We start from the raw sequence: 13,654 nt of genomic DNA on the forward strand, positions 1-13,654 counted from the left end.
CCGTGCATGGTGAGCGTGAGTAGGCGCTAAGTGCTCCAGCAGATGATCCGGAACCCCGGCGGTGCCGGGGCCACCGGTTCGACGCGTTGAGCTCCCAGGACGCGGGGCGCGTGACGTCGGCCTGTCGGCCGGGGCGCGAAGGTGCGGGCGACCGCTGCGACCGCCCGGCTCACGTGTTCGCCATCGCCGTGGCCGTACCCCGGAGCCGTACACCACGGTTGAAGCGGCGCAGCAGGAGGAGCGCGGTGGTGGCGAGGCCGATGAGCAGGCCGAGCCAGATGCCGATGGTCTCCCAGCCCGTGGCGAAGCCGAGGAGCATGGCTGCGGGCAGGCCGACGAGCCAGTAGCCGACCAGGGTGATGCGGAAGCCGCCCTTGGTGTCGTCGAGACCGCGCAGCAGCCCGACGCCGATGTTCTGGGCACAGTCGAAGAACTGCATCACCGCGGCGATCAGCAGCAGGTGGGTGGCGATGTTGGTGGCGGTCCGGCTCTCGCCCTCGAAGAACGGTGCCAGCACCGCACCCGGCAGGACGACGTACACGATCGCCACGACCGCCATGACCGCGGCGGCGCACGCCAGTGCCGTCGACTTCAGCCGCTGGGCGGATGCCGTGTTGCCGAGGGCGAGTTCACGGCTGACGCCGATGGACGCGGCGTGGGAGAGCCCGACGGCGATCTGGAAGACGATGTAGACGAGCTGGTTGACGGCGGTGTGCGCGGCCAGCGCGGCCGTGCCGAAGCTGCCCACCAGGAGGGCGACCACGGAGAAGAAGCCCGCCTCGGAACCGTATGTGGCGGCGATCGGCGTGCCCAGGCCGGTCAGGCGGCGCAGGGTGGCCGGGCGGGCCTTCCAGATGCTCAGTGACAGCACCGGGGCCAGCTGCGGGTCGCGGCGGGCGGACAGGTACAGCGCCAGGAAGGACAGCGCGTACACCGAGGTGGTGGCGAGACCGATGCCGGGCAGGCCCAGCTTCGGCAGGCCCCAAGTGCCGTGGATGAAGATCCAGTTGAGGCCCGCGTTCACGGCGATCGAGGCGATCGTGATGCGCAGCAGGGCCTGCGGGCGGCGCATGCCGACCGTGAACTGGCGGATCGCCTGGAACCACAGGCAGGGCAGCAGACCGGGTGCCATCGCGTACAGCACCGGCTGCGCCGCGTCGACGACGTCCGGGTCCTGGCCGAGGAACACCACGGCGTGCCCGATGAGCACCATCAGCAGCGCGCCCGCGAGCCCCGCGAGCGTGGACAGCAGCAGGCTCGCCCGGACCAGGTCCCGGAGTTCCTCGCGAGGGGCCCCCGCGTCGGCGCTCTCCTCCGTGCCCTGGGACTCGGCACGCGCGTCCGCCGCGGCGACCTGGTTGCCGACGGCGGTGACCAGGCCGACCCCCATGGTCCGCAGCTGGTTGAAGATCACCATGGCGAGGCCGCCGGCGGCCAGGGCCTCCGTGCCGAGGAGGCCCATCATCACCGTGTCGGTGGTGGTGAGCGCGACCTGGGCGAGCTGGGTGAGCGCGAGCGGGACGGCGAGCGTGCCCAGGGCACGGCTGTCGGTGAGGAGTCGGGCGAGGGCGGGCGGCATCAGTTCATTTCCTGCGGGGGCTCGGGTGCTGCGGTGCGGCGGAGTTTGGTCAGCAACTCGTCTACCTCGCGCTCCACTTGCGGGGAGAGGAGGTCACGGGCGGCCATCCAGTCGTCGTCGAAGACGGTGTCCATGTACTTCTCCCCGCCGTCGTTGACCAACGCGACCATAGTCGTGTCGGGCGGCAGCGAGGACAGCCGGGTCAGAGCCGCGTGCACGACTCCTCCCGCCGACCCGCCGAGGAGCAGTCCGGTGCGCCGGGCGACGGCCCGCGCGGTGGCGAACGCCTCGACGTCGCCGACTTTCACGCCCTCGTCCAGCAGCGAGTAGTCGACCATGGCGCCGATCGTCGCGCCCTCGGGCGTGCCGGTGCCCGACTGGTAGTAGTCGTGCGCGGGCGGCCCGAACGCGATCGAGCCCTCGGGCTCCACGCCGACGATCCGCACCGAGGGCACGGTCTTACGCAGCGGGCCCCCGGTCCCGAACAACGCGCCGCCGGTGCCCACCGCGCCGATGAGGATGTCGATACGACCGTCCAGCGCGGCGTGGAGCTCCCGTGCCACCGGGTGGTAGCCCACGCCGTTCGCCATGTTGTTGTGCTGCTCGGTGAAGTAGGCGTTGTCGGACTCGGCGGCCATCTTCTCCGCCAGCTCCTCACGGGCGGCGGTGGCCAGTTCCTCGTCCCCGTCGTCGGCGACGTACACCAGCTCCGCACCGAGCGCCTTCATCGCGCGCAGCTTGTCGACGGCCGCGTGGTGGTCGACCACGGCGGTGAAGGTGTAGCCGCGCTCGGCGGCCACGACGGCCAGGCCGAGACCGGTGTTGCCGGAGGTCGACTCGATGATCCGGCCGCCCGGGCGCAGCAGGCCGCGCTCCTCGGCATCGATGACCATCTGCCGGGCCATCCGTATCTTGGCCGTGCCGGTCGGGTTGTACTGCTCCAGCTTCAGCAGCAGCCGGGCGTCGCTCTCCGTGCGCGCCAGCTCGAACAGCGGGGTGGCGCCGATGAGTTCGGAGACCTGCCGCACGACGGGCGGCCGGTACAGGGGGTCGTCCATGAGAGCTCCTGTGGTCCTTCAGTGGGGGTGACGGTCGAGGCGCCAGCGGAACCGGGATCCCGCAGGCTCGACGACGACCTTCGGCGGCAGCGGAAGCTCGTGGAAGGGCGACTCGTTGGAGTCCATCTGATAGCCCGCCGTGTTCAGGTACACGAGCAGGTCACCGACGGCCGGCCGCACCGGGAAGGGGATCTTGCGCCAGGTCAGCATGTCCGACTCGAGACAGGTCGCGGCTCCCACGCAGGCCGGGTACGGCCCCGCGTCGGCGACCGGCCTCGCACCGCCCGGCACGAGCACCGGGTCGGGCAGGAACTCGCTGTCGAACCACTGCTCCGACAGGCTGAGACTGCTGCCGTCGACGGTGAGGACCGCGTACCCGTCCCGCTCCTTGACGCCCTGCACCCGGAACACCGAGAAGCCGGCCTGGTCCAGCAGGGCCCGGCCCGGTTCGACGAGCAGCGCGACACCGGCCGCCCGCAGCAGCCCGGCCAGGCTCGTGCCCTCGGCCGAACCGGTCGGGGTGGCCGCCAGGATCGTACGGAGGGCGTCGGCGCCGGCGACGGGGGAGTGGTACGGGTAGAAGCCGCCGAAGGACTTCCCCGCGTGGAAGTGCTCGGGCCGTCTGCTCTCCTCGAACCGCCGCCAGTCGTCTGCGCCGACGTAGTCCACGGCGAAGCCACCGCCGATGCTGATCCGGTCGGCGCGCAGCCCGAGCGCCCGGGCCTGTCTGCACAGGGCGATCAACTCGGCCGCGAGGTCGGTTCGTTGGCGGACGTCGTAGCCGGAGAGGTGGAAGCTGAAGCCTTCCATGTGGACGGGGGCGCCGACGCACCGCCGCAGGGCGGACTCCAACTCGCCTTCGTCCAGGCCGAACCGGCTGTGCGGCTGCTCCGGAGGCAGTCTGCGCAGCAACACGCGTGCTGTCCTGCCGAGGTGGCCGGCGAGTTCGAGAACCCGGTCCAGTTCGTCGAGTGCGTCCACCGCGATCAGCGCGCTCTGGAGCACGGCGACGCGCAGCAGATCCTGCGTCTTGGCCGGACCGGTCACCACCAGGTCCTCACCGCGCACCCCGGCGGCCAGCGCCTCGCGCAGCTCGCCTCGGCTCGCCACGTCCACACCCAGTCCGGCCACGGCCGCCCGCTCCGTGTAGACGGCCGCCTTGTTGGCCTTCTTCGCGTAGTACACCCGGCCCTCCACGCCCGCCTCGGCGAGCGCCTCCCGGAAGGCGGCCGCGTTGGCGTCGAAGCGCTCGGGGAACAGCACGTGGTAGGGGCCCAGGAGGCCGTGGCTCAGCTCGTGCAGCAGCGTGTCGTCGAGCAGGGAGCGCACCTCGGGCGTGGTGTGCGAGGCGAGGGCCGTCGTCACTTCCACAGCGGCACCGCCGTGCCCAGCCCCTGGGCGATGGCCAGTTGGGCGAACCGGTGCCCGAGCGCGATGTCGGTGACCACCAGCCCGCTGTTGTAGGCGAAGATGCGCTGCCCGGCGTCCGTACGGCCCTCGGCGCGGCCCGCCAACACGTCGGGGAACTCGGCGTGCACCTCGCGCAGTTCGCCGTTCTCGTCGGCCATGTCGACGCCGGTGACCCGCATCTGCGCGGCGCTGGTGGCGATCACCCGGTCGGCGCGGTGCAGGGTCGAGGCGGCGATGCCGTAGCCGATGAGGACGGACAGCGCGGCGGGCTTGAGCCAGTCGGACTCGACGGAGGCCGGGGTGTTGGGGCCGGCCGTGGCCAGCACGATGTCCGCGTCCCCGGCCGCCGCGCGCAGATCGGTCACGATCTCCAGCTCGCGGTCGGGGAAGTACGTGTGGAGTTGTTCGCGCACCGCCTGGATGCCGTCGGGATGCGTGCCGAAGAGCATCAGCCGCTCCAGGTCCGGCAGTGTGGTCAGCAGGAACGGCAGTGCGAGCCGCCCCTGCGTACCGGTGCCGATGACCAGGGCGCTGCGGGCGTCGGGCACGGCCAGTTCACGGGCCAGCAGCGCCGAGACCGCCGGGGTGCGCAGCGCGCCCACCCGGCCGCAGTCCAGCATCGCGACGGGCAGCCCGGTCTCGTCGTCGTACAGGGTCAGCGTCGTGTAGTAGTGCTGCTTGTCGCGGTCCTCGTGCAGGCCGTACTTGTACGACGTCTTCACCGCGACCACTCCGCGCACACCGTCGCGGCCCAGCATCGCGTACGCCACCGAGTGGCCGTCCTCCGGCTTGACGGTGAGCTTGCGGGGGTTGTCGGACTTACCCTCGGCCAGCGTGAGGTACGCCTGCTCCACCACGGACACCACGTCGGACAGGGTGATGTCGATGCCGGCCACGTCGCTGGTGCTGAGGATGCGCAGGGTCGTGTCGTCGGACGCCATGGTGGTCCCTCCCGTGTGGTCGATGCCGGTCATGCGTGGGCCTCCACGGCGGCCTGGCCGTAGCCGTGCTCCGACTCCTCGGCGGGCGGCCGCGTCCGGCGGCCCTTCGTCCGCACGGAGGAACGTTTCAGCCAGCGGTCCGTGCCGTCGTAGCGCGCCTTGAAGGGGACCCGGCCGTGGACGACCAGGTCGTTGTCCACGACGAGGACTTCACCGGGGCGCAGGCTCACCGCCACGCTGACCCGGGCGAGTTCGTCCTCGAGGCGGGCGTAGGCCGCGCGATGGTCGTCGGGCGCCCGGTCGAGCGGGGTGTACGCCGGGTCGAAGCGCAGGGTCAGGCCCTCCTCCGACTCCCACAGGGTGGGTACGGCAGGAGGGTCTCCCTGGTACGCCTGGGCCTCCTCGTAGGCGTCGTCGGGCAGGATCGGCAGGACCGGTCGGCTCAGCAACTCCACGTCTGTGCCGGACAGTTTGGTGTTGCGGATTCCCGCGGCCGTGGTGGCGACGTGGTCGGGGTTGCGCATGCAGCCGAGGACCAGCAGGTGGGCGCGGCCCGGATGGAAGGCGTCCTCGGTGTGCGGGCTGAGCAGCACGCTGCTGCTGGCGCCGGTCTGCTCCACCTCGTGTCCGGGACTGGGCACGATGTTGTGTACGAAACGGCCGTCCTGCTGACCCTCCCAGGCGATGGGTGTGCCCATGACCGTCGACAGGAGAAGCAGAACCACGTCGTATACGGCTCCGGCGTGGCCGGCGGTCGACCAGTGGCCGGGGGTGGGGCCTATCGCCTCGTCGTCGACATGTAGGCCGCGGAGGACGAACAGGCCGTCGGCGGTGTCGACGGGACGGCAGGCGTGGCGAATCGGTTCGCTCAACGAGGCGGCGACGGCGGGGACTTGGGCCAACAATCCCGGATGGGTGGGGTCGCCGTCGTGCGAGGTGAGGAGGGTGTGGGCGGCGGTGGTCAGCTCTGCCGCCGCGTCCTGATCGAGCAGGCGTACGGGGGTGGTACCCGTGGACATGGGGGGTCCGTCCGTTCCAGTGCGGATTGCGTGTGCGGGCGCGGTGCAGTGGTCTACGGGTGAGGCGGTGGAGGGTCGGCGGGCATGGCGAAGAAGGCCGCCCGATGTGGGCCGCGTGGTGCGGGTGCGGCTCCGGTCGACCTCCGGAAACATAACCAGCCCACAGGAATCAGGCAAGGCTCACCTAAGTTGGATCTAGATCACACCCCGGACCGCTTGTCACATAGGTGTCACACAGGGTAGGTAAGGCTAAGTAAATTAAGCCAACTGCGGGAAAACGAGGGACAAGTGGACCTGACGCGACGTCAACTGCTCTGGGCCGGCGGCGCCATCGGCGCGGGCGTCATGCTCACCGCCTGCGGTGGCGGTGACGAGGAGCCCACCGGGTCCGCCACCGGCGGCTCGGCCAAACCCCGCAAGGGCGGCACCCTGAGAGTCGGAGCGCTCGGCCGCGCCGGCGCCATCACCCGCGACCCGCACGGCAGTCAGGCCAACGAGAGCGACTACCTCATCATCAGCCTGCTCTACGACACCCTCACCGTCCCCGGCCGTAAGCCCAACACCGAGCCCCGCCTCGCCGCGAGCTGGAAGCCCTCCGAGGACCTCAAGACCTGGCGGTTCACCCTCGCCAAGGGCGCCAAGTTCCACGACGGCACCCCCGTCACCGCCGAGGACGTCGTCTTCTCGCTGAAGCGGCTGCGCGCCACCCCCTCGGGCGCCTCCCGCCTGCCCGGCATCCAGGCGAAGAACATCACCGCCGAGGGCACCGACACCGTCGTCGTCGTCTCCGACTACGCCAACGCCGAACTGCCCCTGCTGGTACGCCTCACCACCTTCGTCATCCCCAAGGGCACCACCGACAAGGACATAGCCAAGGCCCCCGGCACGGGCCCCTTCAAGCTGGACTGGTTCCGCGGCGGCAACGCACGCCTGGTCCGCAACAAGGACTGGTACGGCGGCGAGGTCCACCTCGACGCCATCGAGGTCAAAATCTTCGAAAGCCCGCAGGCCATGGCGAGCGCCCTGCTCGCGGGCCAGATCGACCTCGCCTCCAACGTCGGCGCCGTCGCCGCCCGAACCGCCGAGAGCCGCAAGGACATCCAGGCCGTCCGCCGCCCGAACGACATGGCGATGCCCATCGTCCTGCGCACCGCCGACGGCCCGTTCGCCGACGCCAAGGTCCGCGAGGCACTGCGCCTGGCCGTGGACCGCGAGGCCATGGTCAAGCAGGTCCTCTCCGGCTACGGCACCGTCGCCAACGACGTCCTCGGCACCGGCGACCCCGCCTACGACAAGAGCCTTCCGCAGCGCACCCGCGACCTCGCCAAGGCCAAGCAGCTGCTGAAGGAGGCGAAGTTCGACACCTCCAAGACCTACGAGCTGTACACCACCGAGGACATCTCCGGCCTCGCCGAGTCGGCCACCCTCTTCGCCACCCAGGTCCGCGAGGCAGGCGTGAAGGTGAAGGTCGTCAAGCAGGAGTCGGCCACCTTCTGGGACAAGACCTGGCTCAAGGGCGACCTCTACACCACCTACTGGGGCACCAACGACTCCGTGGTCTTCTTCGCCAGCAAGACCATGGTCTCCGACAGCGGCCAGAACGAGGCCGGCTGGAAGAACGACGACTTCGACGCCGCGTACGAGAAGGCCATCGGTACCTCCGATGCGAGCGAGCGCACCCAGCTGCTGAAGGAACTCCAGAAGATCGAGTACGACAGCTCCGGCTACCTGCTGTGGGGCATGGCCGACGGCATCGACCTCGCCGGAGCCAAGGTACGCGGGCTGCCGACGCTGCCCGGGTACGGAAGGGTGCAGCTCGAAGGCGCGTGGCTGGCCAGTTGACGCCCGACACCACCGCGCCGGCCGCCTCCCCGGTCTCCCCGGGCAGGCGGTCGGCGCGCACCCCTGTCCTGGTCCTGGGGCGCGTCGGCATGGTGCTGCTGAACCGGGCGGTCCTGCTCGCGGTGCTCCTCGCCCTCGTCTTCGGCACCGTCGAACTGCTGCCGGGCGACGCCGCCACGGCCACCTCCGAACGCGGCGAGAGCGCCGCCGATCTCGCGGAGCGTCGCGAACTGCTCGGCCTGGACCGCCCGGTACTCGAACGCTTCTGGGACTGGATGACCGGCCTGCCCACCGGCGACCTCGGCACCTCGGCACGCGGTGAGAAGGTCACCGACCTGCTCTCCAGCGCCTTCCCCAACACCCTGCTGCTCGGCGGCATCGCCCTGCTGCTCACCGCGCTCGTGTCCCTCGCCCTGGGCTGCTGGGCCGCACTGCGCCCCGGCGGCCGTCTCGACCGGGCTGTCTCCGGCACGGCCACCGCGGTCCTCGCACTGCCCGAGTTCGTGGTCGCCGTCGCCCTGGTCCTGGTGCTGTCCCTGTGGACCGGCTGGCTGCCCGCCGTCACCCTCACCGGCGCCGACGGCAGCCCCGCCTCCTGGGACATGCTCGTGCTGCCCGCCCTCGCCCTGACCATCCCGCAGGCCGGCTGGAACATCCGCATCGTGCGCGCCGCCCTTGCCGACGAGGCCCGCGCCCCGCACGTGGAGACCGCCGTCCTCGACGGGCTGCCGCCCCACCGCGTCCTCACCCACCATGTGCTGCCGGGGGCCCTGCCCGCCATCGCCGCGGGCCTCGCCACCTCCACCGGCATGCTGCTCGGCGGCGCCGTCGTGGTGGAGACCATCTTCAACTACCCGGGCATCGGCTCCGTACTGGCCTCCGCGGTCAGCGACCGGGACAGCCCGGTCATCGCCGGCGTCACGGCGCTTTCCGGCGCCGTCATCACCGGGGTGCTGCTCCTGGCCGACCTGGTCCGGGACCTGGTGACGGGAGTCCGACGGTGACCATCAAGGCCGCCCTGCGCATCACCCCGGCCCTGCTCCTGCTGAGCCTCGCCCTCGTCGGTCCCTGGATCGCCCCGAACGCCGTGGACACACCGGTGACCGCGCCCTTCGCCGAACCCGACGCCGCCGCGGTCCTCGGCGGCGACCAGCTCGGCCGGGACGTACTCAGCCGTCTGCTGGCCGGCGGCCGCGACCTCGTCCTGTCCTCCCTGCTCGTCGCGGTCCTCGTCACCGGCACCGCCGCGGTGCTCGGTGCGATCGGTGCCGTACGCCCGCTGGTGGGCCGCCTGGTGGAACGGACCGCGGACGTGCTGATGCTGCTCCCGGCCGTGCTCGGCATCCTCCTCGTCACCCTGTCCTGGCCCGACGGCGGCCGCTTCGCCGTCATCGCCGCCGCCGTCGTCCTGGGTGTGCCGTACGCCGTCCGGCTCGCGGCGAGCGCGGCGACGCCCGTCGCCGAGGCCGGGTACGTCGAAGCGGCCGCCGCCGGCGGCGAACGCCTCTGGTACCTGGTCGTCCGCGAGATCCTGCCCAATCTGCGCGCCACCCTGCTGGCCCTGTTCGGACTGCGGTTCGTCGCCGCCGTGTACCTCGTCGCCACGGCCGGCTTCCTCCAGGTCGGGCCCCAACCGCCCGCCGCCGACTGGGCTTTGATGATCCGCGAGAACTCCTCCGGCCTCCTCCTCAACCCCTGGGCCGTCGTCGCCCCCAGCCTCGCCATCGGCCTCCTCGCCCTCAGCGTCAACCTCGCGGCCGCGACCCTCGCTCCCCAGACCGGCCGGAAGGCGGTGACCGTCCTGTGAGCCACACCCGCGACCGGTACGCGAAACCGGAGGGCCCACCGGGCGACGCCCCCGCCGTCCGGGTCACGGACCTCACGGTGACCACGCCCGACGGCCGACACCTGCTGCGGGAGGCGTCGCTGACCGTCCACCCCGGCCGAGTGGTCGCCCTCACCGGCCCCTCCGGCGCCGGCAAGACCACCCTGTTGCGCGCGCTGACCGGCCTGTTGCCGGCGGGCACGGCCCGCACCGCTGGGCAGGTCGACGTCCTCGGGCAAGACGTCTTCGCCCTCACCGAACGAGAACTGCGCACCCTGCGCGGCACCCGTCTCGCCTACGTCGGACAGGACCCGGGTTCCGGCCTCAACCCCCGGATGCGGGTCCGCAGCCTGGTCCGTGAACTCGCGGCCGACCGCAGCGCGGAGGCGGTGACCGCGCTGCTGGCCGAGGTCCGCCTCCCGGACGACGGACGCCTGGCCGCCCGCCGCCCCGGCGCCCTCTCCGGCGGACAACAGCGACGCGTCGCCCTCGCCCGCGCCCTGGCCCGCCGCCCCGACGTCCTCCTCCTGGACGAACCGACCGCCGGCCTTCACCCGGAACTCCGGGAGGAGATAGCCGAGTTGCTGCGCCACCTCGCCCGCGAACACCACCTGGCCGTCGCGTTCTCCTGCCACGACCCGACCGTCGTCGAGCGGTTCGCGGACGACGTCGTGGAACTCGGCACCCCGCCACCCCCGCCGCACCCCGCCCCGTTTACACGCACCCCCGCTGCCCGGTCAGCTCCGCAGAGCCGTTCGGCCCTCGACGTACGGAACCTGCACGTCACGTTCCGCGGGACGCCGGTGCTCACCGGCGTCGACCTCACCGTCGCCCCCGGCGCCGCGGTCGGCATCGTGGGCGCCTCCGGCTCCGGCAAGACCACCCTGGTCCGCACCGTCGTAGGCCTCCAGCGCAGCACCTCCGGCACGATCCACCTGGCCGGCAGCCCCTTGAGCACGGGCCTGCTCGGCCGCACCCGTGAACAGCGGCGCGGACTGCAACTCGTCACGCAGAACCCGCTCGGCGCACTGAACCCCAGTCGCACGGTCGCCGACACCGTGGGGCGCCCGCTGCGCCTGCACCGACGCTGCCCTTCCGGCGAGATCCGTGAGCGGGTGGCGGGCCTCCTCGAACAGGTCGGCCTCGCACCCGTCTTCGCCGACCGCTACCCGCACGAGCTGTCCGGCGGACAGCGCCAGCGGGTCGCCATCGCACGCGCCCTGGCCGCCGAGCCCGACGTGCTGATCTGCGACGAGGTCACCTCCGCGCTCGACCCCGACACCGGCCGGGCTGTCATGGACCTTCTGGCCGGCCTGCGCGAGCGGCACGGCATGACCCTCGTCCTCATCAGCCACGACCTGTCTCTCGTCGCCGACCGCACGAGCTCTGTCACGGTGCTGGAGGCGGGCCGTGTCGTGGAGTCCGGCTCCACCGTGGACGTCTTCACTGCTCCTCGACATGGGGCGACGCGGGCCCTGTTGGGCAGGTACGCTCCCGCGGCGGGCCCCTGACTCCGGACTGAGCCTGGTCCGACGCAGTGTGCGCCGGACGTTGTCAGTGGGGCGGGGCACACTGATGGCATGAGTACCTCCTCGTCTGCTGGAACGGATGTCTCCCGTGTCTCCCCTGTCTGGGTCGAGTCGATGGGCGGCCCTCTGGTCGTCGTCCCCGTCTCCGCGCTGGCCGCGTGGCACGGGTGCACGGATACCGGGGTCATGGCGGGAGACGCCACCGCCCCCGACGACTACGACCGGGCCTGTGCGGTGGACGATCTGGCCGGCGTGATCACCTTCGGTGAGAACGGCGCGCAGGCACTGGTCCTGGCGGACGAGCCGGCCACCAGCTGTTACCTGCCGGAGCACAAGGCCTTCCTGCGGTGGCTTGGCGCCGACTCCGAGGACGGGCTGAGGGCCGCAGCCGAGGCTGTCCTGGCGAACCCGGACACCCCGTGGGAGGAGTGCGGCGTGTGGGAGTCGGACGGCCCCGCGGTTCTCATGGACTCCGCCGAGGCAGGCTCCACGTTGGACGTCGAGTATCCCGGCGGCGGAGTGCCCGAGCAGGCAACGGTTCTGCTGTCCGCCGGCCGCTGGAGGGTCCGAGCCACGCACACCAAGGCGGACGAGAGGAACCGGGTGGGTCTGGTGCAGATCATGCCCACCGATTCCTGACACCCGCGTCACCTGGCCCTGTGACCGCCCCCCTCCGCCTGCTCCAGGTGGGAGCCGAGGACGCGGCCCGGACCCGGCACTGACCGGCCGGCCTGCCGGCAGGCGGGAGACGTGGTTCTTGACGGTCTTCTCCGACGGGCACAGCTCCTTGCCGATTTCACGGTTGGTCAGGCCGTCGCCGATCAGCGCGAGGATGTCCCACGCGCGGTCAAGAGCTCGCCGGCTCGGCCCGGAGTGCCGTCGTGGCCGCTGGAGTCGACCTTCCACTCCTGGGCCGGCGACCCGTGGGCGAAGTGGCAGTTCATGTTCGGGTTGCTCGGGATCGCCCTCGCCCTGGTCGCGCGGGTATCTGCGCTGCCCGTCGCCGCCGTCGCCGGCACGCTGATGATGGCGCTGATGTGGATCGCCGAGTGGCCGCCGGCAGGCACCTCTCGGACGGCTCGGCGAGCATGGCCACGAAGCCGTTCGTTCGACTACCACGTGATCTACGCCGTCGCCCTGATCGTCCTCGCCGCTGCCGCTGCCGCTGCCGGGGACACCCTGGCGCGGGCAGGTTCTGGGCCAAGCCGCCCTTCGTCCGCGACCACCGCTGGATGCGCTGAGTACCGCCGGCGTAGTGGGCCTGTCACCCGGCCCACCCTGGCGAACCGTGCGGGGGTCGGTCGGCCCCGACTCGGGACCAATGGCCCCTGCACGACGAACTGTCCGACGACGACTCTGGAATGGGTCCCTCATCGGAGGAGGTGGAGATCATGCTCCGCACCATCACCGTAGGTCTCGACGGCTCGCAGGAGAGCATGGCCGCCACAGAATGGGCGGCTCGCGAGGCGAAGCTGCGCGGCCTGCCTCTGAAGATCGTGCACGTATGGGAGCCGGTGCCGGAACCCATGGCCCAGGCCCCGCTCCTGGGAGCCGAGACTCAGCAGCACTGGACCGAGCGGATTCCCCGGGAGGCCGCTGAAGGAGTCCGGCTGCGTCACCCCGGTGTCGAGGTGCGCACGGAGCAGGTCTCCGGTCACCCGGGGAACGCCCTGGCCGAGGCGGCCGAGAGCGCCGAACTGCTCGTCCTGGGTTCGCGCGGCTTCGGCGGGATCGGCGGGTTCATGGTCGGCTCGGTGAGCCTGTCCACGGTCGCGCACGCGGACAGACCGGTCGTGCTGGTCCGTGCGAGAGAAGTGGCCGCCGACGAGCACGAGCTGGACCCGGCGGGCGTCCCGTCTGCCGCGGCCCCGTTCCGGCCGGTGGTGCTCGGCCTCGACGTCGAGCACCCGGACGAGACACTGATCGAGTTCGCCTTCGACGCCGCCAAGCGCCGCGCGACGTCCCTGCGGGTCGTCCACGGCTGGAACCTTCCGCCCTACTACGCCTACGGCACACCCGCCAACCCCGCCCTGCACGAGGCGCTCGCCTCGCGGGAGTCCGAGGCCGTGGCCGAGGTGCTGCGCCCCTGGCGGCAGAAGTTCCCGGACGTGGAGGTCGTGGAGGTGTCCCGCTACGGCAGCCCGGCCGTCCACGTCGTCGACGCTTCCCACGACGCCTCCCTCGTCGTCGTGGGCCGGCGTATCCGCCGCAACCCGTTCGGCGCCCATATCGGCCATGTCACGCATGCCGTTCTGCACCACTCCACCGTCCCTGTCGCCGTCGTGCCCCACGCCTGACGCGCCCCTCCCGAGGTGAAGAGACCTGAAGGCGGCGGTCGTACGACGTTCGGTGAACCTCTGGTGATCGAGGAGCGCCCTGACCCCGAGCCTTGGCGGAGGGCACGTGTTCCGTAGCCGCGGTATTCCGGTGCCAAGTCACCTCAGGAGCCTC

11 protein-coding genes and 2 pseudogenes are annotated in these 13,654 nt (G+C 71.6%); 7 read left to right on the forward strand and 6 right to left on the reverse strand.

Annotated elements, in window-relative coordinates; genetic code table 11:
• Nucleotides 1-169 precede the first annotated feature (169 nt).
• From AQJ84_RS26960 to AQJ84_RS26980, 5 genes are read right to left on the reverse strand one after another with little or no spacing between them, the layout of a single operon-like run.
• Nucleotides 170-1,579 carry an MATE family efflux transporter gene (locus AQJ84_RS26960; RefSeq protein ID WP_030040413.1) on the reverse strand — a complete coding sequence of 470 codons (1,410 nt, stop codon included), beginning with the start codon at nt 1,577-1,579 and terminating at the stop codon, nt 170-172.
• Nucleotides 1,579-2,637 (reverse strand): cysteine synthase family protein, encoded by a 1,059-nt coding sequence (locus tag AQJ84_RS26965; RefSeq protein WP_030040414.1) that lies wholly within the window; start codon nt 2,635-2,637, stop codon nt 1,579-1,581. Before AQJ84_RS26965 ends, AQJ84_RS26960 begins: the two co-directional genes overlap by 1 nt.
• Nucleotides 2,638-2,655: 18 nt before the next feature.
• Complete coding sequence (locus AQJ84_RS26970) at nt 2,656-4,002, reverse strand: type III PLP-dependent enzyme domain-containing protein (protein WP_051869892.1); 1,347 nt, start codon at nt 4,000-4,002, stop codon at nt 2,656-2,658.
• The gene (locus AQJ84_RS26975; RefSeq protein ID WP_078631875.1) at nt 3,999-5,021 is read right to left on the reverse strand and encodes an ornithine cyclodeaminase family protein; all 1,023 of its coding nucleotides are present in this window, start codon (nt 5,019-5,021) and stop codon (nt 3,999-4,001) included. Before AQJ84_RS26975 ends, AQJ84_RS26970 begins: the two co-directional genes overlap by 4 nt.
• Complete coding sequence (locus tag AQJ84_RS26980) at nt 5,018-6,007, reverse strand: TauD/TfdA family dioxygenase (RefSeq protein WP_030040417.1); 990 nt, start codon at nt 6,005-6,007, stop codon at nt 5,018-5,020. Before AQJ84_RS26980 ends, AQJ84_RS26975 begins: the two co-directional genes overlap by 4 nt.
• 288 nt (nt 6,008-6,295) lie before the next feature.
• Here AQJ84_RS26980 and AQJ84_RS26985 point away from each other — a divergent pair, with 288 nt between their 5' ends.
• The 5 genes from AQJ84_RS26985 (at nt 6,296) to AQJ84_RS27005 (ending at nt 11,842) form a co-directional block, all read left to right on the forward strand.
• Nucleotides 6,296-7,849: an ABC transporter substrate-binding protein gene (locus AQJ84_RS26985; protein ID WP_030040418.1), complete on the forward strand. Its 1,554-nt coding sequence runs from the start codon at nt 6,296-6,298 to the stop codon at nt 7,847-7,849.
• 89 nt (nt 7,850-7,938) lie between these two features.
• The gene (locus AQJ84_RS26990; protein WP_037802881.1) at nt 7,939-8,853 is read left to right on the forward strand and encodes an ABC transporter permease; all 915 of its coding nucleotides are present in this window, start codon (nt 7,939-7,941) and stop codon (nt 8,851-8,853) included.
• Nucleotides 8,850-9,656, forward strand: a complete 807-nt coding sequence (locus AQJ84_RS26995) for an ABC transporter permease (RefSeq protein ID WP_037802870.1) — start codon at nt 8,850-8,852, stop codon at nt 9,654-9,656. Before AQJ84_RS26990 ends, AQJ84_RS26995 begins: the two co-directional genes overlap by 4 nt.
• Complete coding sequence (locus AQJ84_RS27000) at nt 9,653-11,185, forward strand: ABC transporter ATP-binding protein (RefSeq protein ID WP_030040420.1); 1,533 nt, start codon at nt 9,653-9,655, stop codon at nt 11,183-11,185. The genes AQJ84_RS26995 and AQJ84_RS27000 overlap by 4 nt, the downstream gene beginning before the upstream one ends.
• A gap of 69 nt (nt 11,186-11,254) precedes the next feature.
• Nucleotides 11,255-11,842 (forward strand): Imm21 family immunity protein, encoded by a 588-nt coding sequence (locus AQJ84_RS27005; RefSeq protein WP_030040421.1) that lies wholly within the window; start codon nt 11,255-11,257, stop codon nt 11,840-11,842.
• A 150-nt stretch (nt 11,843-11,992) separates the two neighbouring features.
• On the opposite strand, the pseudogene AQJ84_RS45155 reads toward AQJ84_RS27005, so the two are convergent.
• Nucleotides 11,993-12,109 (reverse strand): annotated as a pseudogene (locus AQJ84_RS45155) (DNA-binding response regulator); the annotation flags it as partial.
• Here AQJ84_RS45155 and AQJ84_RS44360 point away from each other — a divergent pair.
• Nucleotides 12,089-12,444 (forward strand): annotated as a pseudogene (locus tag AQJ84_RS44360) (hypothetical protein); the annotation flags it as partial. The pseudogenes AQJ84_RS45155 and AQJ84_RS44360 sit on opposite strands and share 21 nt — an antisense overlap.
• Before the next feature lie 150 nt (nt 12,445-12,594).
• Entirely contained in the window at nt 12,595-13,500 is a 906-nt protein-coding gene (locus tag AQJ84_RS27015; protein WP_030040423.1) for a universal stress protein, read from the forward strand.
• The last annotated feature ends 154 nt before the right edge of the window (nt 13,501-13,654 follow it).

Source organism: Streptomyces resistomycificus, assembly GCF_001514265.1.
GTDB classification, from domain to species: domain Bacteria; phylum Actinomycetota; class Actinomycetes; order Streptomycetales; family Streptomycetaceae; genus Streptomyces; species Streptomyces resistomycificus.